Raw genomic sequence first — 19,455 nt, 5'->3', positions numbered from 1 at the left:
GGTGGCGCGGGTGGCGCGGACGGCGCGGGTTGCGCGACAAGGGGTGGCACATGCACGGGCTGGACGCTATGGCGGCGCTCGCCGAGCTGATACCGGTGGCCCAGGGGGTCGACGAGCGGGTCGACTGGGACGAGGTCGAGGCCGCCTGGAGGACCCGGTTCCCCTCCGACTACGTCCGCTTCATGGAGGTGTACGGGTCGGGGGCGATCAGCGACGGCATCAGCGTCCTGCTGCCGGCGCTGCGGGCCGAGGGGTGGCCGTACCGGGACGGCCCGGGGCCGCGGGACGAGACGGAGAACGCCCGCGAGACGTGGGAGATGTGCCGCGACGGCGCCGACTTCGACGTCGACCCCGAGTCCATCGTGGCCTGGGGCGTGACGTCAGGAGCGGACATCTACTGCTGGGTGACCACGGACCCCGACCCGGATCGCCGGCCGGTCCTGGTCTGCGGGCGGCACACGCACCCCGAGATGCAGCTGCACCCGCTCGGCATGACCGCCTTCCTGAGGGAGCTCCTGAGCGACGCGGCGTTCCGGGAGGACACGATCAGCGTGGAGCTGCCGGACGAGGTGTCCTTCGTCCACTGGCGTGAGGGATAGGCCGCTTCAGGTGAGGGTCGGGTAGTCCGTGTAGCCCTCCGCGCCCTGTACGTGCATCAGGAACTCCGGCCGGATCTCGTTGAGCGGCGCGTCCGTGCGCAGCCGTGCCACGAAGTCGGGGTTGGCGAGGAAGCCCCGGCCCAGCGCGACGAGGTCGACGCCTTCGGACAGGAGGCGTTCGGCCCGGCGCTTTCCGCCGTCGGCCGCGACCTCTTCGCGGGAGAGCGCCGGGTTGGCGATCAGGGTGCCGGGCCAGTCGCGGCGGATCTGCGCGAAGGTGGGCCGGTCGGGGTCGGCGTGGACCTGGTGCAGGTAGGCCGGCGCCAGGTCGGCCAGGGCCTTGACCAGGGCCGGGTAGATCTCCTCGGTGTCGCCCTCCTCGATCCCGTTGACGTCGATTCCGGGCGAGACCCGTACGCCGGCCCGCTCCGGGCCGACGGCCTCGGTGACGGCCCGGACCACCTCGACGGTGAAGCGGACGCGGTTCTCCACGGAGCCGCCCCACTCGTCGGTACGGCGGTTGGTGTTGGCGGCGAGGAACTGGTGCAGCAGGTGGCCGTTGGCGGAGTGCACCTCCACCCCGGCGAAGCCCGCGTCGACGGCGTTGCGGGCCGCGCTCGCGAAGTCGGCCACCGTGGTCCGGATGTCCTCGGCCGTCATCGCGCGCGGTACGACGCCGTCGCGCAGGCCGCCGGGGGTGAGCAACTGCTCGGGGAACGGCACCGCGGACGGGGCGAGCGGCAGGTACCCGCTGGTCTCGGGGTGGCCGACCCGGCCGCCGTGCTGGAGTTGGAGGAACATCTCCCCGCCGCCGGCGGCCCGTACGGCTTCGGTGACCCTGCGCCAGCCGGCGATCTGCGCCGGGGTGTGGATGCCGGGGATGTGCGGGTAGGTCTGCCCGACGGCGTTCGGGGTGCTGGCCTCGGCGATGATCAGCCCGGCCGAGGCCCGCTGGGCGTAGTACGTGGCCATGAGTTCGCCGGGTACTCCGTCGGCCCCGGCGCGGTTGCGGGTCAGCGGGGCCATCACCAGGCGGTTGGGCAGTTCCAGACCGCCGAGGCGGGCGGGTGCGAAGAGGCGGGAGGCGGCGGGACCGTGCTGTGTCTGCGTCATGCCGGTACCGTAAAAGCTGACATTGATGTCAGGTTCAAGGGTCCGGGTCGACGGGATCGACGGCCGGACGGGGTGGACGGGGTGGGGCATGCGGATCGGTGAACTGGCTGCGCGCACCGGGGTCGGTGAGCGTTCGCTGCGCTACTACGAGCAGCAGGGCCTGCTCGCTTCGGACCGGACGCCCGGCGGTCACCGGGACTTCCCCGAGCGGGCGGTCGACCGCGTCATCCGGATCCAGGAGCTGTACGCGGCCGGTCTGCACAGCACGAAGATCGCGCAGATCCTGCCCTGCATGCGCGACGAGGACGGCGGCCCGTCGGTGCGCGCCACCCCGGCCCTGGTGGCCGAACTGGCCACGGAGCGGGAGCGGATCGACCGGATGATCGGCGATCTGATCCGCTCCCGCGAGGTGCTGGACGAGGTGATCGAGGCGGCGTCGGGCCGCACGAACGTCGCTTAGGGAGTGTCGCCCGGGGGTGTTCCCGGCTTCGCGTGGAGGACCGCGCGCGCCTGTTCCGCGGCGCGGGTGATGCCCTCGGAGACGAAGTCCATGAAGCGGGCGATGTTCTCCAGACGATGGGCGGCCGGGGTGTCGGGGCCGAGGATGCTCACGCCCTGACGTGCGGTTTCTATGATCTGGGCGTTGGTGCGGGCGCTGGCGATGGTGGCCTGGTACCAGACGTCGTCGTCGACGAAGTAGCGCTCGCGGCGGCGTTCGTCGCGTTCCCTGCGGACGAGGCCCTGACCTTCCAGGAACGTGATCGCCTTGGAGATGGACGCCGGGCTGACCGCGAGGCGCTGGACGAGTTCGGCCGCGGTGAGGCTGCCCGTGTCCGTGATGTAGAGGCAGGACATCACCCGGGCCATCATCTTGGGCGTGCCGGCCTGGACGAGGACATCGGTGAACACGTCCTCGAACTCGCGCACCGCTTCGGGGTCGCGTCCGTGCGCCTGCGGGGGCGCCTCCGGGCCGCGGGGTGCGCCCTGGCTGCGCCGGTGGGCGCGGCGTTCGGTGGCGCGGTGGGCCAGGTCGGCGCGGTAGGCGTTGGGTCCGCCGTTGCGCATGACCTCGCGCGAGATCGTCGAGGTGGGGCGGTCCAGGCGACGGGCGATCTCGGCGTAGGCGAGGTCGTCGGCCAATCCCAGCGCGATCTGTTGGCGTTCCTGCTGATTGAGCCTGCCACCCGGCATCGCGGTCTCCTTCATGGTCCGTGGTGTCGGCCACTATAGCGTTCACTTCCATTCCATTGCAACGATGCAACTGCACCGTGTTGCGTTAAGCGGGAAACCATTGCAATGAAATTTAGGCCTTGACCTGCAGTGACAAGGATTCGACGCAACGAGCCTGTTGCCAGTTCATTGAATGCAACGTAGCTTTTCGTTCATCGGAAACCGCGGGGCGCACGGAGCGCAGCCGCTGATGAAGGAGAAGGAACCATGCAGAAGTTCGCCACCACCGCCCCGATCTCCGCCGTCCTGGACATCCCCGCCGGGCTCATCCGGTTCATCGCCGCCGACCGGGCCGACACCACCGTCGAGATCCTCCCCGCCGACGCCTCCAAGGGCCGCGACGTGAAGGCCGCCGAGCAGACCACCGCCGAGTACGAGGACGGCGTCCTGCGGATCACCGCCGCGCCCGCGAAGAACCGGCTCCTGGGCAACAACCCGGGCTACGTCGAGATCACCGTCCAACTGCCCGCCGGCTCCAGCGTCGAGGCGAAGACCGCCGACGCCGAGTTCCGCGGCGTCGGACGCCTGGGCGACGTCACCCTCGAAAGCGCCCGGGCCACCGTCAAGCTCGACGAGACCGCGGGCGCCCACCTCACCCTCATGGCCGGCGACGTCACCGTCGGCCGCCTCGGCGGCCCCGCGCGGATCACCACCCAGAAGGGCGACCTCCAGGTCGCCGAGGCCCTGCGCGGCGCCGTCGAACTGACCACCCAGGCGGGCGACATCACCGTCGGAGCCGCCCGCGGTGTCTCCGCCACCCTCGACGCCGGCACCGCCTACGGCCGCGTCCACAACGCCCTCGCCAACACCGACGGCGCCGCCGCCGGCCTGAACATCCGCGCCACCACCTCCTACGGCGACATCACCGCCCGCAGCAACTGACCCGCAGTCACCGCTTCCGAAGGAGCACTTCCCATGACCGACCTGGCCATCGCGGCGAACGGGCTGCGAAAGTCCTACGGCGACAAGCTCGTTCTCGACGGGATCGACCTGGCGGTCCCCGCCGGCACGGTCTTCTCCCTCCTCGGCCCGAACGGCGCCGGCAAGACCACCGCCGTCAAGATCCTCTCCACCCTCCTGGGCGCCGACCCGGGCACCGGATCCATCCACGTCAACGGCCACGACCTGGCCGCCGACCCGCAGGCGGTACGCGCCTCGATCGGTGTCACCGGCCAGTTCTCCGCCGTCGACGGCCTGATCACCGGCGAGGAGAACATGCTCCTGATGGCCGACCTGCACCACCTCTCCCGCAGCGAGGGGCGGCGGGTCGCCGGCGAGTTGCTGGAACGCTTCGACCTGGTCGAGGCCGCCAAGAAGCCCGCCGCGAGCTACTCCGGCGGCATGAAGCGCCGCCTCGACATCGCGATGACGCTGGTCGGCGACCCGCGGGTGATCTTCCTCGACGAGCCCACGACCGGCCTCGACCCGCGCAGCCGCCACAACATGTGGCAGATCATCCGCGAACTCGTCACGGGCGGCGTCACCGTCTTCCTCACCACCCAGTACCTGGAGGAGGCCGACCAGCTCGCCGACCGCATCGCCGTGCTCAACGACGGCAGGATCGCCGCCCAGGGCACCGCCGACGAACTGAAGCGGCTGATCCCCGGCGGACACGTCCGGCTCCGCTTCACCGACCCGGCCGCCTACCGCTCCGCGACCCTCGCCCTGCACGAGGTCACCCGGGACGACGAGGCACTGGCACTGCAGATCCCCAGCGACGGCAGCCAGCGCGAACTGCGCGCGGTCCTGGACCGGTTGGAGGCCGCCGGCATCGAGGCGGACGAGCTGACCGTGCACACCCCCGACCTCGACGACGTGTTCTTCGCCCTCACCGGGCCGTCCGCCGTCATCACCCACCAGTCCGAGGAGAACGTCCGATGAGCTCCCTCTCCCTCGCCGCGCGCGACTGCTCCACGATGCTGCGCCGCAACCTCCTGCACGCCCGCCGCTACCCGTCGCTGACGCTGAACCTGCTGCTCACCCCGGTCATGCTGCTGCTGCTCTTCGTCTACATCTTCGGCGACGTGATGAGCGCCGGTATGGGTGGTGGTGGCGGCGCCGGCCGCTCCGACTACATCGCGTACGTCGTCCCGGGCATCCTGCTGATGACCATTGGCAGCACCGTGATCGGCGCCGCGGTGTCCGTCTCCACCGACATGTCCGAGGGCATCATCGCCCGCTTCCGCACCATGGCGATCTACCGCGGCTCCGTGCTCGTCGGGCATGTCGTCGGCAGCGTCCTGCAGTCACTCGCCAGTGTGGTCCTCGTCGGCGCCGTCGCCGTCGCCATCGGCTTCCGCTCCACGGACGCCACCGCCCTGGAATGGCTGGCCGCGTTCGGGCTGATCGCGCTCTTCGCCCTGGCCCTGACCTGGATCGCCGTCGGGATGGGCATGGCCAGCCCGAACGCCGAGGCCGCCAGCAACAGCGCGATGCCGCTGATCCTGCTGCCGCTCATCTCCAGCGCGTTCACCCCGGTCGAGGCGATGCCGGGCTGGTTCCAGCCGATCGCCCAGTACCAGCCGTTCACGCCGGCCATCGAGACCCTGCGCGGTCTGCTCCTCGGCACCGAGATCGGCTACAACGGATGGCTCGCGGTCGCCTGGTCCATCGCTCTGGCGGTGCTCGGCTACCGCTGGTCGGCGGCCTCGTTCAACCGCGACCCGAAGTAAGCGGTATGAGCGCGCGGGCCTCCTCCCGCAAAGCCGTCCCGCCCCTGGGCGGCGTACACCGACACGACGGTCGGCGTACGCCGCCCGTCGGCGTTCCCGGCCGCCGCCGCCACCGCACGGACGTCCGGTGGCGGGCCCACCCGACCCACGTGCGGGGACCTCCCGGCCATGCCGACGTTCGTCCACAGGTGCTTGAACGCCGACCACAGGCGGCGGCCGGAGCCGGCGGCGTCGTGGGAGTCCGGAGCGGTGGTGGAGTGCGGGGCACGCGTCGTCGCGGGGGCGGCGAGGGCCCCGTGGATCAGGGAGGCACCCACGACGGCCAGGGCGGCCAGAGCCGCCATGACGACGAACAGGACGAGACGGCGGCTGCGGGCACGGGCGTGGGCGTGGGTACGGGTGCGGGTGACGGCCATGGGAGTGCTCCTCGGGGGGCGAAGCCGGGTGGTGGGTGGTGGGTGGTGAGCCCGTGCCTCCAGTCAGCCCGAGGGACCGGATCGCGTCACGTCGCTGGAGTTCGGGACTTGACAGTCCGCGGCCCGCTCAGCCGGCGACCCAGAACTGCGCCAGGGCCGCCTCCTTGTAAGGCGCCGGGGTCACGCTCAGGTCCCCCGCGAACGGGCGGTCCAGAGCCACCACCAGCAACAGGCTGAAGCCGATCAGCCCGGCCACCGCCGATACGAAGAGCAGCTGCATCTTCAGGCTGCGCAGCCCGAAGAGGAAGGTGAGCGGGACGATCACGAACGCGCCCCCGTACACCAGCACCTGGAGCAGGACCGGCAGTGAGGTCTCGGCCATGGTGACGCGGGCCCGACGCTGCGCGTTGACGTCGTTCAGGCGGGTGACCGCCTCGGCGTAGAAGGTCTCGGCGCGGGGGCCCTGCGGCTCGTACGCCAGGAGGGCCTCGTAGAGGGCGTGGGTCTGTGCGCCGGTCGCCTCGAAGCTCGGCCGGCCCTCGCGCATCAGCGGCCATTGCACCTCGACGACGGCGTGCGTGTACGCGCCGACCGCCTGATGCACGCGTGCCCGGTCGGCTGCGGGGAAGGCGTCGGCGCTGCGCACGACGGCGGCGAGTTCGCTGGCCTCGGTGGCGACGATGGTCTCGGTGTTCTCCCGCTGCGTCCACAGGGTGACGACGACGAAGGCCAGGATGATGCCGTAGATCGCGCCGAACATGCCGAGCGCGACCCCGACCATCTCGTTGTGCTCGCCACGGGCCAGGTGCGGGAACCGGCGGCGGGCGGCCACGCTCCCGGCCACGGCGAGGCCGGTGAGGCCGCCGACCACGAGGACGGCGATGACGAAGGTGCTGAGGTGGTTGAGCAGCCAGAGGATCATGCCCTGCCCAACGAGCGGGGCCGCCGGAGAACCCGGTTTCCGCCACGGCTCCTGCGGGGTGGGAGCCGTGGCGGAGTACGTGGTGGCGGCTCGGGTCACTCGACCTTGGGGGCGTCCGGGAGCCCGGCCAGGGCCGCGCCGGTGCCCCTGAGGGAGGAGTCGGTGGCCTGGGTGGCGGACCCGGCGGCCTGGGCGGTCACGCCCACCGCGGTCTTGGTGTCCTGGACGGCCTGGGTCGGGTGGTCGACGATGTCGACGACGCGGCCGACGACCGGGGGCGCCTGCCCGGCGGGCTCGTCGGCGTGCGCGGCGACGGGGATCAGGGCGAGGGCGGCGCCACCGGAGACGACCAGGGCGGAGAGGGTGCGCTTCATGGCGTTCATGCCCGACCCAACGACCCCGCCACACCCCGGGTCACCGCCCGAGGCCCCTCGGGAGTGAATGTCCGCGCATGTCGGGTGAGGCGCGCGGTGTTCCTCGTCGGCGGTGACAAGGCAGGCGAATGGCAGGGTTGGTACCGCTCGGCGATCCCTCTCGCCGAGAAGGCGTACGCGGACTACCTGACAGAGGGCGAGGAGGGCACACCATGAACCAGCACCAGAGCCCGGCAGCGGGCCGTCGCGGCAAGGCCGTCCGCTGGGACGACCTCGTCGAGGAATTCGACTTCTCCCCCACGGAGCGGGTCGAGATCGATCGCGGCGCCGAGGAGATGATCGCTGTCGTTCGCGCGCACCGCCTGGCGGAGGTCCGCAAGCGGCAGCACACGACCCAGGTGCAGGTGGCCGAGGCCATGGGGGTCACCCAGGCTCGGGTGTCCCGGATCGAGAACGGCGAGCTGGAGCGCAGCGAGGTCGAGACGCTCGCCGCGTACGTCCGCGCCCTCGGTGGCAAGTTGAAGATCGTGGCCGAATTCGGGGACGAGCAGTACGTGCTGGGGTGATCGGCCCACGCGTACGCCCGCGGCCCCGGATCGGGGGAATCGATCCGGGGCCGTGGGCGTGACTCAGCTGGGGCGGCGCGGGGGCGCGGGGGGCGTCAGTCCTCGACCACCAGGGACGGGGTGGACTTCGTCAGGACCTCGCCGCGGAAGAAGGCCGGGCTGCGGCGCTCGGTGACGAACATGATGACCAGGCCGAGGGCCAACAGGCCGACGCCGATGACGAAGACGTTGCCGACGTCGAGGCCGGGGAGCGTGGAGCCGGAGCCGTAGGCCGGGTCCCAGGCGTCGTACAGGGTCTTGAAGAAGACCGCGGCCAGCAGCACGCCGCCCAGGATCGGGAAGACGCCCTTGAAGAACAGGTCGCGGGCGGAGCGGCGCAGCTCGCCGCGGAAGTACCAGACGCAGGCGAAGGCCGTCAGCGAGTAGTAGAAGCAGATCATCAGGCCGAGCGCGAAGATCGTGTCGGTGAGGACGTTCTCGCTGACCAGGGTCATCACCGTGTAGAAGGCGCCGGTCGCGACGCCCGCCATGACGGTGGCGCGGCCCGGGGTCTTGAAGCGCGGGTGGACCTTGGCGTAGGAGGCCGGCAGGGCCTCGTACGTGGACATCGCCAGGACCGTGCGGGCCACCGGGATGAAGGTGGTCTGCAGGGAGGCCGCGGCGGAGGCCAGGACGGCCACGAAGAGCAGGATGCCGAGGGCCGGGCCCATGACGGGGCCGGCGAGCGCGGCGAAGACGTTGCCCGAGGTCTCCTCGTTCGCGAGGCCGAGGCCCTCGCCGCCGGAGCCGACGGCCATCTGGGCGGCGATGCCGGTGGCCAGGTACGAGCCGACCAGGACGACCATCGCGATGAGCGAGGCGCGACCGGGGGTCTTCGTGGACCCGGTGGTCTCCTCGTTGGTGGCCAGACACGCGTCCCAGCCCCAGTACATGAAGATCGACAGCGAGAGTCCGGCGGTGAAGGCCGCCATGGACTCGACCGCGAAGGGGTTCATCCAGGACCAGGAGAAGTCCAGGCCGGTGTCGAAGGTGCCGGCGGAGGCCTTCTGGAAGGCCATGGCGACGAAGAGCGCGAGCACGACGAGCTGGAGGCCGACCAGGGCGTACTGGACGCCCTTGGTGGCGGTCATGCCGCGATAGCTGATGGCGGTCGCGACGGCGATCAGGGTGAGGCAGGTGGCGATGTGGACGAGCTTGTCGTCGTCCAGGGCGGCGATCGACGCGTTGTTCGTGATCTCACCGGCCAGCAGCCAGAAGTACGAGGTGGCGACGCCCGCGAGGTTGGAGAGCACGATGATCGTGGCGATCACCAGGCCCCAGCCGCACATCCAGCCGATCCGCGGTCCGAAGGCCTTCACGGTCCAGGTGAAGGAGGTGCCGCAGTCCGGCATGGCCTTGTTGAGCTCGCGGTAGGCGAAGGCGACCAGGAGCATCGGGAGGAAACCGGCGAGGAAGATCGCGGGCATCTGCATGCCGACCTCACCGGCGGTGGAGCCGAGGGTCGAGGTCAGGCAGTAGACCGGGGCGACGGTGGAGATGCCGATGACGGCGCTTCCGACGAGTCCGACGGACCCCTTGCCGAGGCCCTTGCCGCGAACGTCGCCGTCGACGACGCCGCTTACCGTGTCTCCGGCCCGAGGCCGAACGTCCAGCTGAGTCATGGGTCAGGACGTTAGATGGTGCGTTTTCCACATATGGATGATCGAAGTCCGGAACCCGGAGCCTCGGAGGGCCTTCGAATCCAGACCTCAAGGCCGTTCATGAGCACTTAATACAAGGTTCACCTTGCTACGCGCCCGCGTTTCGGAAGGCTCGACCAAGACTCTTTCGGCATGCGGAAACCGCAGCCATGTCCGTTTTGCACTTTTTCAAAGTTTCCGTCGTGACTTTGCGGTGACCAGCGGTAACAGGGGTGGGCATCGTCCACCCCGACGCGGCGCCGGACCGGCCGGGGGTGTCGGTGCCGTCCGCGAGACTGGGCCCATGCCCACGGCCGATGAGCTCCTCAGCGCGGATACCGTCACCACCCTGGCCCGACTGCTCGCCCGCGCGGGCGGCCGCAGGTCCTCACCGGCCCTGCGCGCCCGCGCCGACGCCCTCGACGGGCTGACCTTCAGCGGCCGCGTCGCCGCCGTCCGCGACGCCGTGCTCGACGACCTCCCCGACACCTGGCCCGCCTTCGAGGCCGTCGTCCGCACCGCCCTCGCCGACCCCGGCTTCCAGGGGTGGATGACCTTCCCCGTCGACGAGGCCGTCGCCGTCCGCGGGTTGGAGGTCTTCGAGCCCGGGCTGGACCTGCTGCACGACCTCACCTCCCGACTCACCGCCGAGTCCGCCGTACGGCCCTTCCTGCGCGCCGACCCGGCCCGCGCCCTGGCCGTCGTACGGACGTGGACGGACGACCCGGACCCGCACGTGCGGCGCCTCGCCAGTGAGGGCACCCGGCCGCGGCTGCCGTGGGCGCCGCAGCTGCCCGCCTTCGTCGCCGACCCGCGGCCGGCGCTGCCGGTGCTGGACGCCCTGTACCGCGACGGGTCCGAGTACGTGCGCCGCTCCGTCTCCAACCACCTCAACGACATCGGCCGCGACCACCCCGACCTCGCGGTCGAGACCGCGGCCCGCTGGCTGGCCGAGCCCGAGGCCACGACCGACCGCGTCGTACGCCACGGACTGCGCACGCTGATCAAGGCCGGCCGGCCCGAGGCGCTGACCCTGCTCGGTCACGCCCCGGACGTACCGGTCACCGTGCGCGGGCCGGTGGTGACCACCCCGCGGGTCGCCGTCGGGGAGTACCTCGTCTTCGACTGGGCGGTCACCAACACCGGCGAGCTCCCGGCCGAGTTGGTGATCGACTACGTCGTGCACCACACCAAGGCGAACGGCACCCGCACCCCGAAGGTCTTCAAGCTCGTCACCCGCCCGCTGGCCCCCGGCGAAACCCTCGGCGGCACCAAGCGGCACTCCTTCAAGCCGATCACCACCCGCCGCTACCACTCGGGCGAGCACCTGGTGCAGCTCCAGATCAACGGCCGGGTCCGCGGCGAGGCCGTTTTCTCACTGGACGCCGGATGATCACTCCTGGCACGCTCGTCGCATGACCTACGGAATCGAGTCCCACCCCGCCCGATGAGCGTCCGCGACGAGCGCGAGCCGCTCGACCCCCGGACGACGTCCCTGTACGACTACGCCCTCTTCCGGCACGGCATCGAGCCGGACGGCCGCGTCCCGCGCAAGGGCTTCCCGCTGCCCGACGGACCGTCGGAGCCCCGCCGCGAGGAGCTGACCTGGCGACAGGGGCAGGCCGAAGTCACCGACGCCCTCACGCCCCTGCTCCGCGACCCCGACCCGGTACGGGCCGCCGGGGCCGTCCACCGGCGGGTCGCCGAGCTGGCGTCGACCGGCCGCTCCCTGCGCGCACACACCGCACGGCTCACCCTCACCGACGAGGACACCGCCCGGCGGACCGCCCGGCAGCTGACCCGCACCGGTACCGACGCCGCGGCCGTCGGAGTCGGCATGGCCCTGCTGATCCGCCTCGGCGAAGCCGAGGACGTGCCCTACCTCAAGGCCCTCGGCATGCTGCGCGGCTTGGCGGACACCGCGAGCGCCGCCCTCGACCCGCTCGACCGGCAGGCGGCCGCCCTGCTGGTCATCCGCAGCCGCGACCGGTCCGGGGAGCTGACCTCGCTGATCGACGCGATCGCCACCGGCGACGCGGAGGCCGTCCGCTCCGCGCTGCTGTCCCTGCCGGACGAGGACCGGGCCCTGTGGCTCGGCCGGCGCATCGCCGAGGCCGCCGACCTGCACGGGCTGCTCCGGGCCCGGCCGCAGGACGGCGACCTGCTCGCGCTGACCGGCCGGCTGCTGCACCGCATGGCCGACCAGCAGGACAGCCGCCCCGAGATCCTCGACTACGGTCCCGCTCGGGCCGTGTACGAGGCCCTGGTCCGGCACGCCGACCGGCTGCCCCCGACCCAGGAGCACCGGTCGCTGCTGCTGTCGATCGCCCTCGACCTGCACAGCGGCGCCCCCGTCCTGCTGAACTGGCGGCCCGGGCGACGCCGGGCCCTGCTCCACGCCCTGGACCGGCTGCTGCCCGAGGCGGTTCCGGCCCCCGCGCCCGTGGCCGAGCCCGTACTCGGCGATCGGCGGGCGGAATGGTTCCGGCGCAACCGGCACCTCCCCTTCGACCGCGCCGAGGACGGCGACCGCCCGCGGTGGGAGGTGGTCGTCGTCCACAGGTCCGCCGACTCCTCCGCCGTCGAGACCCGGATCCTGGCCGACGGGATCCCGCTGTGCCCCGCGCTCTTCGGCAAGGGGTGCGGCAACCCGCCCGAGTACCTGATCGACAGCGGCCGGCTGCGCGCCGGACCCGAGCCGCGTGAGGTGCAACTCGTCGAGGCGTACTGCACCGAGGGCTGCTGCGGGGCCCTGTACGTGACGATCCGCCGGGAGGGCGGCGAGGTGGTGTGGGACGGCTGGCGCGGAGCGGTCGGCCCGACGCCGCCCCCGTACCGCTTCGACGCGGCCGCCTACGACGGCGAACTCGCCCGCGCCGAACGGGACCACTCCTGGTGCTGGCCGGCCCGCAGCACCGCCCGCCTCATCGGGGCGGGCCTGCGCGACCGGCCCGAGCTGACGGCCCGGTGGGAGCTCGCGCCGTACTGGATCGGCACCGACTGGCGGGACCCGGACACCGCGGTCGTCCACCTCCGCCACGAACCGTCCGCACCGCCACCCGGCACCGGCGGGTCGCTCTACTTCACCTGGCAGCTGCCCGGCGACGACGGGCCGCCCCAGGACCGCGCGGCCGCCGCCCTGCAACGGCTGGAGACGGACGACCCGAAGGCCTTCGCCACCTTCGGCGGCGGCAACGGCGAACTGGCCGCGGCCCTCGGCTACCGCACGCCCCCGCGCGCCGCGGGCGCATGACACGGGTCCGGCCGGGGCCACCGCCCCGGCCGGACCCGCCCCACGGCAAGACCCGGAAGAGACGGCCTAGCCCGTCCAGACGATCGACTGCACCTCGCTGTAGGCGTGCAGCGCGTACGAGCCGACGTCGCGGCCCACCCCGCTGCGCTTGAAGCCACCGAACGGGGCCTCCATGTTGCGGCCGATGGTGTTCACCCCGACCCCGCCCGAGCGCAGCCGGCGCGCCACGCGGAACGCGCGCGCCGAGTCCCCGGACCATACGTAGCTCAGCAGCCCGAAGTCGCTGTCGTTGGCCAGGGCGACGGCCTCGTCCTCGTCCCCGTCGAAGGGGACCACCACGACCACCGGGCCGAAGATCTCCTCGCGGACCACCCGCATGTCGTTCGTGCAGTCGACCAGCAGCGTCGGAGCCACGTAGAAGCCGCGGCCGTCGCCGACCACCGGACGCTCGCCGCCGTACGCGATCCGCGCGCCCTCCTTCTTCCCCAGCTCGATGTAGGACTCCACGCGGTCGCGGTGCGCCGCCGAGATCACCGGGCCGACCACCGTGCCGGCCGCCGCCGGGTCGCCCACCTTCATGAAGGCCAGATAGCCGGTCAGCTTCTCGATCAGCCGGTCGTGGACCGACCGGTGGACGATCACCCGGGTCGGGGCGGTGCAGATCTGCCCGGAGTAGAAGGAGAAGGTCGTCCCGATCCCCATCACCGCCGCGTCCAGGTCGGCGTCCTCGAAGACGATCGCCGCGCCCTTGCCGCCCAGTTCCATCAGCTGCCGCTTCATGGACCGGCCGCAGACCTCGGCGATGCGCTGCCCGACGGCCGTGGAGCCGGTGAAGGACACCATGTCCACGTACGGGGAGTCCACCGCGGCCTCGCCGACCTCCACCGACCGCCCGTTCACGACGTTCACCACGCCCGCCGGTACGCCGGCCTCGTGCAGGGCGTCCGCCATCCGGAACACCGACAGCGGGTCCTGCGGCGCCGGTTTGACCACCACCGTGTTGCCCATGGCCAGGGCGGGGGCCACCTTGCCCGCCGGGTTCGCCCACGGGTTGTTGTAGGAGGTGATGCAGGTGACCACCCCGACCGGCTGGCGCACCTCCAGCGCGCCCAGGATGCTCGCCCGCCCCATCGGTCCGGCCTCGGTGACCTGCGGGGGCAGGCCCCTCTCGACCGGTTCCAGGGCCCCCTTGGCGTAGCGCCGGAAGCGGGTGACACCGACCCCGACCTGCATGCCGCGCGCGATGCCGGTCGGCGCGCCCGTCTCCGCCTGCGCCAGCGCCGTCCACGGGTCGAACTCGCGCCGCATGATGTCCGCGGCCCGGTCCAGGATCGTCGCGCGCTCCTCGGGCGTCGTACGGGACCAGCTCTCGAAGGCCTCGGCCGCGGCGCGGGTCGCCTCCTCGACCTGGGCGCGCGAGGCCTCGGGCGCGAGCCCGACCACCGATTCGTCCGCCGGGTCGATCACCTCGTAGTGGCCGCCCGCGGGCTCCACCCGTTCGCCGCCGATGTAGAGCGGCTGTTGTGCGTCGGTCATCGGGTGCTCACCGTCCTCGTGTCGCGGCCGGACCGCAGCACGATGCCCGGCACGGCCCCCGTCACCTCGTCGTCGCGGATGGTCTCCACCCCGTTGACGCGCACCGAGACGATGCCGATGGCCCGCGCGTCCAGCCGTGGGCTGTCCCCGGGCAGGTCGTGGACCAGGGTCGCGGGACCGGCCTCGATCCGCTCCGGGTCGAAGAGGACCAGGTCGGCGTGGAAGCCCTCGGCGAGGCGGCCGCGCTCGCGCAGTCCGAACAGCCGGGCCGGGTCGTCGGTGAGCATCTGTACGGCCTGCTCCAGCGGGACGAGCTTGCGCCCGCGCAGGCAGTCGCCGAGGAAGCGGGTCGTGTACGGGGCTCCGCACATCCGGTCCAGGTGCGCGCCGGCGTCGGAGCCGCCGAGCATGACGTCCTCGTGCTGCCAGGTCTCCTGGCGCAGGGCCCAGCTGGCCGGGTCGTTGTCGGTGGGCATCGGCCAGAGCACCGTGCGCAGGTCGTCGTTGGCGCAGATCTCCACCAGGCAGTGGAAGGGGTCCTGGCCGCGCTCGGCGGCGATGTCGTTCACGACCCGGCCGGAGAGGCCCTCGTTCTCCTTGCTGTACGTGTCGCCTATGACGTACCGGCCGAAGTGGGCGAGGCGCCGGAAGACGCCGGCTTCCTTGCTGTCGGCGCGGCGCAGCATCTCGGCGCGTACGTCGGCGTCGCGGAGCCTTGCGATCCGCTCGGGGACGGGCAGGCCGAGGATCTCGCCCCAGCCGGGGATGAGGTTGAGCGCGCAGAAGGTGCCGAGCGACATGTTCATGGGGGTGAGGATCGGCATGGTCAGTGCGACGATCCGGCCGCCGGCCTTGCGGGCGCGCTCGCTGGGGATCAGCTGGCGCGGGACCCGTTCGGGGACGGAGGCGTCGATGGTGAGGACGTTCCAGTTCAGCGGCCGGCCGGCGGCGGCGCTCATCTCCACGAAGAGGTCGATCTCGTCGTCGGAGAACTGGTCGAGGCAGCCGGCGACGATCGCCTCCAGCTGGGTGCCCTCGTGTTCGGCGACCGCCTTCGACAGGGCGAGCAGCTCTGCGGGGCGGGCGTGGCGGGAGGCGACGGGGGCGCCCGAGCCGTCGGAGTGGGTGGAGGACTGGGTGGTGGACAGTCCCCAGGCGCCGGCGTCCATGGCGTCGTGGAAGAGGTCGAGCATGGCCTGGAGCTGCTCGGGGGTGGGCTGGCCGCCGACGGCGTCCTCGCCCATCACGTGCCGGCGCAGGGCGCAGTGGCCGACCATGAACCCGGCGTTGACGGCGATCCGGCCCTCCAGCGCGTCGAGGTATTCGCCGAAGGTGGACCAGGTCCAGTCGACGCCTTCCTCCAGGGCCTTGAGGGCCATGCCCTCGACCTTGCTCATCATGCGGCGGGTGTAGTCGGCGTCCTCGGGGCGGGCGGGGTTGAGCGGGGCCAGCGTGAAGCCGCAGTTGCCGCCGGCGACGGTGGTGACGCCGTGGTTCATGGAGGGCGTGGCGTAGGGGTCCCAGAAGAGCTGGGCGTCGTAGTGCGTGTGCGGGTCGATGAAGCCGGGGGTGAGGATCAGCCCGGTGGCGTCCTCGGTGGTGCGGGCGGCTTCGGTGACGGTGCCGGGTTCGGCGATGACGGCTATGCGGCCGTCGCGAATGCCGAGGTCCGCGACGCGGGCGGGGGCGCCGGTGCCGTCCACGACGGTCGCGCCCTTGATCAGGTGGTCGAGCATGACGTCCCTTCTGCCGGTGTTCGCGTTGCGCGCTGGGGCTCCGCCCCAGGCCCCGCGCCTCGAACGCCGGCGAGGCTGCAGAATCCAGCCCCGCCGGCGTTTGAGGCGCGGGGTGGGGGGCGGAGCCCCCGCATGCCCCGGCCGGAGACCGCCGGGGCGACCGCTGCCTCGGCATGGCCCCCGGCCGGGGCCGGTACGGGACGGCGGTCCGGGAAGGCGCCGTCCCCGTCTCCCCGCCGGGTCAGACGGCCTGGCGGAAGCGTGTCGTGCGGTGGATCGGGTCCGTGTCGATGTGCGGGATGACGTGTTCGCCGATCAGCTTGATCGTCGTCATCGTGTCCTCGGGCGAGACGCCGGTCGGCAGGCCGAAGGACAGCTGGTCGGCGCCGGCCTGTTCCCAGCGCTTGCACTGGGCCCGGACCTCCGACGGGTCGCCGCAGATCAGGAGTTCCTCGGCGATCAGGAGCTCGATGATCTCCGCGTTGTACTCCGGCAGGGTCTCGGGCCACTCCGGGATCGCCTCGGGCCGCGGGAAGGTGTCGTGGTAGCGGAAGACCAGCGACTGGAAGCGGTTCATGTTGGCGTTGACGGCGATCTCGACGGCCTTGTCGTGGGTCTCGGCACAGATCGCGGTCGAGGTGACCATGACGTTGTCGTTGACGAAGGCGCCGATGGCCTTCGCCTCCCGGACGGCCGTCTTGTACTGGTCGAGGACCCACTCCATGTCGGAGACCTTCTGCACGCTGAAGCCCAGCACGCCGAGGCCCTTCTTCGCCGCCATCGCGTACGAGGACGGGGAGCCGGCGGCGTACCACATGGCCGGGTGGGCCTTGCCGTACGGCTTGGGGAAGACCTTGCGCGGCGGGAGCGACCAGTGCTTGCCCTGGAACCCCTCGTACTCCTCCTGGAGGAACATCTTGGGGAATTCCGCGATGGTCTCCTCCCAGATCTCCTTGGTGCCGTTCATGTCCTCGATGCCCGGCAGGAAGCCGAGGATCTCGTGGCTGCCGGCGCCCCGGCCGGTACCGAACTCGAAGCGGCCCTTGGAGAGGTGGTCGAGCATGGCGACCTTCTCGGCCACCTTGACCGGGTGGTTCACCGGGGCGAGCGGGTTGAAGATGCCGGAGCCGAGGTGGATGCGCTCGGTGGCGTGGGCGAGGTACCCGAGGAACACCTCGTTCGCCGACAGGTGCGAGTACTCCTCCAGGAAGTGGTGCTCGGAGGCCCAGGCGTACTTGAAGCCGGACTTGTCCGCCTGTATGACGTACTCGGTCTCCTCGATCAGCGCCTTGTGCTCTGCCTCGGGGTCGACCTTGGACCGCGCCTCAGGCACGTATCCCTGCACAAAGAGCCCGAATTCCAAGGGGGTTCACCGTCCTTTGGTTTCTGACGTTCCGTCAGATTTGATGTCTCGACTGTTCCACCGCAGGGGTGCGAGCGTCAATACCTGACGCCCCATCAGAGAATGCTGACGCCTGCCATCCAGCCGCCGTCGATCACGAACGGCTGGCCGGTGATGTACGAGGAGTCCTCGGCCGTCAGGAAGAGCGCCAGCTTCGCGATCTCCTCCGGCTGCCCCACCCGCCCCATCGGGACCACGCGCCGGTAGAGCTCGGCCATCGCGTCCTTGGCCTCGTCGGTCATGTTCGCCGGGTCCAGCAGGCCCGGGTTGGCCATCGGGGTGTCCACGGCGCCCGGGCACATCGCGTTGACCCGGATGCCCTTGCCCGCCAGCTCCAGCGCGGCCACCCGGGTCAGGCCCAGGATCGCCGCCTTGGTCGCGGCGTACGTGCCGACGTACGCCATGCCCGTCAGGCCGGTGTACGAGGAGGTGTTGACGATGGTGCCGCCGCCGGCCGCCTCGATCTCGGGGGCCACCGTCTTGATGCCGAGGAAGGCGCCCACCTGGTTGACCTGGACCACCTGCTGGAACTCCTCCAGCGGGGTCGCGGTCAGCTCGTTGAAGCGCAGGATGCCGGCGTTGTTGACCAGGCCGTCGATCGGGCCGAAGGTCTCCTTCGCGGCGGCGACGGCGGCCGCCCAGTCCTCCTCCCGGCTCACGTCCATCCGTACGTACCGGGCCCGGTCCTCGCCGATGTCCTTGGCCACCGCCGCGCCCTGCTCGTCCAGCACGTCACCGAGGAGCACCCGGGCCCCCTCGGCGGCGAAGAGCCGGGCCTCCTGCTCGCCCTGGCCGCGTGCCGCGCCGGTGATGATGACGACGCGCCCGTCCAGCTTGCCCATGGTCCGTCAGCCCCTAGTCGTTGAGGAGGGGGGCCACCTCGGCCCCGAAAGCGGTGATCTGGTCGACGAGTTCGGCGCGGTCGCGGCTGCGGAAGCGCACCTGGATCTGGTCCACGCCGAGCGCCCCGTACTCCCGTAGGGACTCGGCGAGCGCCTCCGCCTTGCCGGTGAGGGTGCGGCGGCCGGTGTCCCAGCCGGGCTCGCCGACGTACAGCGGTTCGGTGATCGCGCCGAACTCGACGGGATCGGTGATGCCGGCCGCCTCGCGGAGCTCCTTGATCCGGGCGATCTGCCCGGGGAGCTTGTCGCGCGGGTCGCCCTGCGGGAGCCAACCGTCCCCGCGGATCGCGGCGCGGCGCACGGCGGCGGGCGAGGAGCCGCCCACCCAGACGGGGATCCGTTCCTGGGCGGGCCGGGGCAGCTGGCCGAGGTCCTTGAAGGAGAACAGCTCGCCCTCGAACTCCGGGTACTCCTCGGGCCCGAGCGCCGCACGCAGCGCGTCCAACGTCTCGTCGAGGACGGCCCCGCGGCGCGCGAAGTCCACGCCGAGGATCTCGAACTCCTCCTGTACGTGCCCGGCGCCCACCCCGAGGATCAGCCGGCCGCCGGAGAGGTGGTCGAGGGTGGCGTACTGCTTGGCGCTGATCAGCGGATGGCGCAGGCCCAGGATCGCGACGTGGCTCAGCAGCCGCACCCGCTCGGTGATGCCGGCCAGGAAGGACAGGGTCGCCACCGGGTCGTACCAGACGGTGCTCATGGGGCCGGCGAGCCGCCGCGGGACGGCCACGTGGTCGCAGGTGGCCACGTAGCCGAAGCCGGCCCGGTCGGCGGCCCGCGCGATCTCGGCGAGATCGGCGGCGGTGGCCGACGCCTCCCAGGGCTCGGCGTAGATGGTGCTCTGCGACTGGACCGGGAGCTGCATCCCGTGGACCAGCCGACCTTGCGGAAATACGCGCGCCATGGCGGGCCCGCCTCGCCTTCGTCTGCCGATTCGTCATATCGGTGCGGGGCCATCGTCGTAGCTGACGGATCGTCAGACAAGGGGTGCGACACACCCCGGGCCGAACAGGCGCTCCCTCGCTCGGTTCCCCTGCGCCCCTCACCTCACCTAGGGT

19 protein-coding genes are annotated in these 19,455 nt (G+C 71.7%); 8 read left to right on the top strand and 11 right to left on the bottom strand.

Annotation, left to right across the window (positions count from 1 at the left end):
* Positions 1-50: 50 nt before the first annotated feature.
* Positions 51-599, top strand: coding sequence for an SMI1/KNR4 family protein (locus tag BCL76_RS16250; RefSeq protein WP_109780190.1), 549 nt, complete (start codon positions 51-53; stop codon positions 597-599).
* Positions 600-605: 6 nt separating this feature from the next.
* Here BCL76_RS16250 and BCL76_RS16245 read toward each other — a convergent pair whose 3' ends face one another.
* Entirely contained in the window at positions 606-1,712 is a 1,107-nt protein-coding gene (locus BCL76_RS16245) for an alkene reductase (RefSeq protein ID WP_109780189.1), read from the bottom strand.
* An 88-nt stretch (positions 1,713-1,800) separates the two neighbouring features.
* On the opposite strand from BCL76_RS16245, the gene BCL76_RS16240 reads away from it, so the two are divergent.
* Complete coding sequence (locus BCL76_RS16240) at positions 1,801-2,172, top strand: MerR family transcriptional regulator (RefSeq protein ID WP_109780188.1); 372 nt, start codon at positions 1,801-1,803, stop codon at positions 2,170-2,172.
* On the opposite strand, the gene BCL76_RS40505 is transcribed toward BCL76_RS16240, so the two are convergent.
* Positions 2,169-2,903: a GbsR/MarR family transcriptional regulator gene (locus tag BCL76_RS40505; RefSeq protein ID WP_109780327.1), complete on the bottom strand. Its 735-nt coding sequence runs from the start codon at positions 2,901-2,903 to the stop codon at positions 2,169-2,171. The genes BCL76_RS16240 and BCL76_RS40505 overlap by 4 nt on opposite strands.
* A 246-nt stretch (positions 2,904-3,149) precedes the next feature.
* Here BCL76_RS40505 and BCL76_RS16230 point away from each other — a divergent pair, with 246 nt between their 5' ends.
* Genes BCL76_RS16230 through BCL76_RS16220 form a run of 3 tightly spaced genes read left to right on the top strand, consistent with a single transcriptional unit; the run spans position 3,150 to position 5,614 of the window.
* Entirely contained in the window at positions 3,150-3,824 is a 675-nt protein-coding gene (locus tag BCL76_RS16230) for a DUF4097 family beta strand repeat-containing protein (protein WP_109780187.1), read from the top strand.
* A gap of 33 nt (positions 3,825-3,857) precedes the next feature.
* Positions 3,858-4,823: an ATP-binding cassette domain-containing protein gene (locus BCL76_RS16225; protein ID WP_109780186.1), complete on the top strand. Its 966-nt coding sequence runs from the start codon at positions 3,858-3,860 to the stop codon at positions 4,821-4,823.
* Entirely contained in the window at positions 4,820-5,614 is a 795-nt protein-coding gene (locus tag BCL76_RS16220; protein ID WP_109780185.1) for an ABC transporter permease, read from the top strand. Before BCL76_RS16225 ends, BCL76_RS16220 begins: the two co-directional genes overlap by 4 nt.
* Here the strand turns inward: BCL76_RS16220 and BCL76_RS16215 are convergent.
* From BCL76_RS16215 to BCL76_RS16205, 3 genes are all read right to left on the bottom strand, one after another.
* Entirely contained in the window at positions 5,572-6,030 is a 459-nt protein-coding gene (locus BCL76_RS16215) for a hypothetical protein (protein ID WP_109780184.1), read from the bottom strand. The genes BCL76_RS16220 and BCL76_RS16215 overlap by 43 nt on opposite strands.
* 127 nt (positions 6,031-6,157) lie before the next feature.
* Positions 6,158-6,952, bottom strand: coding sequence for a bestrophin-like domain (locus tag BCL76_RS16210; protein WP_109780183.1), 795 nt, complete (start codon positions 6,950-6,952; stop codon positions 6,158-6,160).
* Positions 6,953-7,047: 95 nt separating this feature from the next.
* Positions 7,048-7,335 (bottom strand): hypothetical protein, encoded by a 288-nt coding sequence (locus BCL76_RS16205; protein WP_109780182.1) that lies wholly within the window; start codon positions 7,333-7,335, stop codon positions 7,048-7,050.
* A 203-nt stretch (positions 7,336-7,538) separates the two neighbouring features.
* Between BCL76_RS16205 and BCL76_RS16195 the strand changes: the two genes are divergently transcribed.
* Positions 7,539-7,892, top strand: coding sequence for a helix-turn-helix domain-containing protein (locus tag BCL76_RS16195; RefSeq protein ID WP_181382575.1), 354 nt, complete (start codon positions 7,539-7,541; stop codon positions 7,890-7,892).
* Positions 7,893-7,987: 95 nt separating this feature from the next.
* On the opposite strand, the gene BCL76_RS16190 is transcribed toward BCL76_RS16195, so the two are convergent.
* A complete protein-coding gene (locus BCL76_RS16190) occupies positions 7,988-9,553 on the bottom strand; it encodes an APC family permease (RefSeq protein ID WP_109780181.1) in 1,566 nt (521 codons plus the stop codon).
* Between the two features lie 322 nt (positions 9,554-9,875).
* Between BCL76_RS16190 and BCL76_RS38980 the strand changes: the two genes are divergently transcribed.
* Both BCL76_RS38980 and BCL76_RS16180 read left to right on the top strand, forming a co-directional pair.
* Positions 9,876-10,964, top strand: a complete 1,089-nt coding sequence (locus BCL76_RS38980; RefSeq protein ID WP_181382574.1) for a DNA alkylation repair protein — start codon at positions 9,876-9,878, stop codon at positions 10,962-10,964.
* Between the two features lie 54 nt (positions 10,965-11,018).
* The gene (locus BCL76_RS16180; protein ID WP_109780180.1) at positions 11,019-12,824 is read left to right on the top strand and encodes a hypothetical protein; all 1,806 of its coding nucleotides are present in this window, start codon (positions 11,019-11,021) and stop codon (positions 12,822-12,824) included.
* A gap of 66 nt (positions 12,825-12,890) precedes the next feature.
* On the opposite strand, the gene BCL76_RS16175 is transcribed toward BCL76_RS16180, so the two are convergent.
* From BCL76_RS16175 to BCL76_RS16155, 5 genes are all read right to left on the bottom strand, one after another.
* Positions 12,891-14,360, bottom strand: a complete 1,470-nt coding sequence (locus tag BCL76_RS16175) for an aldehyde dehydrogenase family protein (RefSeq protein ID WP_109780179.1) — start codon at positions 14,358-14,360, stop codon at positions 12,891-12,893.
* The gene (locus BCL76_RS16170; protein WP_109780178.1) at positions 14,357-16,096 is read right to left on the bottom strand and encodes an N-acyl-D-amino-acid deacylase family protein; all 1,740 of its coding nucleotides are present in this window, start codon (positions 16,094-16,096) and stop codon (positions 14,357-14,359) included. The genes BCL76_RS16175 and BCL76_RS16170 overlap by 4 nt, the downstream gene beginning before the upstream one ends.
* A 241-nt stretch (positions 16,097-16,337) precedes the next feature.
* Positions 16,338-17,459: an LLM class flavin-dependent oxidoreductase gene (locus BCL76_RS16165; protein WP_109780177.1), complete on the bottom strand. Its 1,122-nt coding sequence runs from the start codon at positions 17,457-17,459 to the stop codon at positions 16,338-16,340.
* Positions 17,460-17,554: 95 nt separating this feature from the next.
* Positions 17,555-18,340: an SDR family NAD(P)-dependent oxidoreductase gene (locus BCL76_RS16160; RefSeq protein ID WP_109780176.1), complete on the bottom strand. Its 786-nt coding sequence runs from the start codon at positions 18,338-18,340 to the stop codon at positions 17,555-17,557.
* Between the two features lie 13 nt (positions 18,341-18,353).
* A complete protein-coding gene (locus tag BCL76_RS16155) occupies positions 18,354-19,301 on the bottom strand; it encodes an LLM class F420-dependent oxidoreductase (protein ID WP_181382573.1) in 948 nt (315 codons plus the stop codon).
* Between the last annotated feature and the right edge of the window lie 154 nt (positions 19,302-19,455).

The organism is Streptomyces sp. CG 926, assembly GCF_003148825.1.
Lineage (GTDB): Bacteria > Actinomycetota > Actinomycetes > Streptomycetales > Streptomycetaceae > Streptomyces.
This window is presented reverse-complemented; position numbering and strand designations above follow the sequence as displayed.

Bases quoted from the DNA above. Each gene is read 5' to 3' on its own strand.
- BCL76_RS38980 (WP_181382574.1), top strand. From the start codon at position 9,876: ATGCCCACGGCCGATGAGCTCCTCAGCGCGGATACCGTCACCACCCTG.
- BCL76_RS16160 (WP_109780176.1), bottom strand. From the start codon at position 18,340: ATGGGCAAGCTGGACGGGCGCGTCGTCATCATCACCGGCGCGGCACGC.
- BCL76_RS16240 (WP_109780188.1), top strand. From the start codon at position 1,801: ATGCGGATCGGTGAACTGGCTGCGCGCACCGGGGTCGGTGAGCGTTCG.
- BCL76_RS16155 (WP_181382573.1), bottom strand. From the start codon at position 19,301: ATGGCGCGCGTATTTCCGCAAGGTCGGCTGGTCCACGGGATGCAGCTC.
- BCL76_RS16225 (WP_109780186.1), top strand. From the start codon at position 3,858: ATGACCGACCTGGCCATCGCGGCGAACGGGCTGCGAAAGTCCTACGGC.
- BCL76_RS16230 (WP_109780187.1), top strand. From the start codon at position 3,150: ATGCAGAAGTTCGCCACCACCGCCCCGATCTCCGCCGTCCTGGACATC.
- BCL76_RS16220 (WP_109780185.1), top strand. From the start codon at position 4,820: ATGAGCTCCCTCTCCCTCGCCGCGCGCGACTGCTCCACGATGCTGCGC.
- BCL76_RS16170 (WP_109780178.1), bottom strand. From the start codon at position 16,096: ATGCTCGACCACCTGATCAAGGGCGCGACCGTCGTGGACGGCACCGGC.
- BCL76_RS16190 (WP_109780181.1), bottom strand. From the start codon at position 9,553: ATGACTCAGCTGGACGTTCGGCCTCGGGCCGGAGACACGGTAAGCGGC.
- BCL76_RS16215 (WP_109780184.1), bottom strand. From the start codon at position 6,030: ATGGCCGTCACCCGCACCCGTACCCACGCCCACGCCCGTGCCCGCAGC.
- BCL76_RS40505 (WP_109780327.1), bottom strand. From the start codon at position 2,903: ATGCCGGGTGGCAGGCTCAATCAGCAGGAACGCCAACAGATCGCGCTG.
- BCL76_RS16175 (WP_109780179.1), bottom strand. From the start codon at position 14,360: ATGACCGACGCACAACAGCCGCTCTACATCGGCGGCGAACGGGTGGAG.
- BCL76_RS16180 (WP_109780180.1), top strand. From the start codon at position 11,019: ATGAGCGTCCGCGACGAGCGCGAGCCGCTCGACCCCCGGACGACGTCC.
- BCL76_RS16195 (WP_181382575.1), top strand. From the start codon at position 7,539: ATGAACCAGCACCAGAGCCCGGCAGCGGGCCGTCGCGGCAAGGCCGTC.
- BCL76_RS16205 (WP_109780182.1), bottom strand. From the start codon at position 7,335: ATGAACGCCATGAAGCGCACCCTCTCCGCCCTGGTCGTCTCCGGTGGC.
- BCL76_RS16245 (WP_109780189.1), bottom strand. From the start codon at position 1,712: ATGACGCAGACACAGCACGGTCCCGCCGCCTCCCGCCTCTTCGCACCC.
- BCL76_RS16210 (WP_109780183.1), bottom strand. From the start codon at position 6,952: ATGATCCTCTGGCTGCTCAACCACCTCAGCACCTTCGTCATCGCCGTC.
- BCL76_RS16250 (WP_109780190.1), top strand. From the start codon at position 51: ATGCACGGGCTGGACGCTATGGCGGCGCTCGCCGAGCTGATACCGGTG.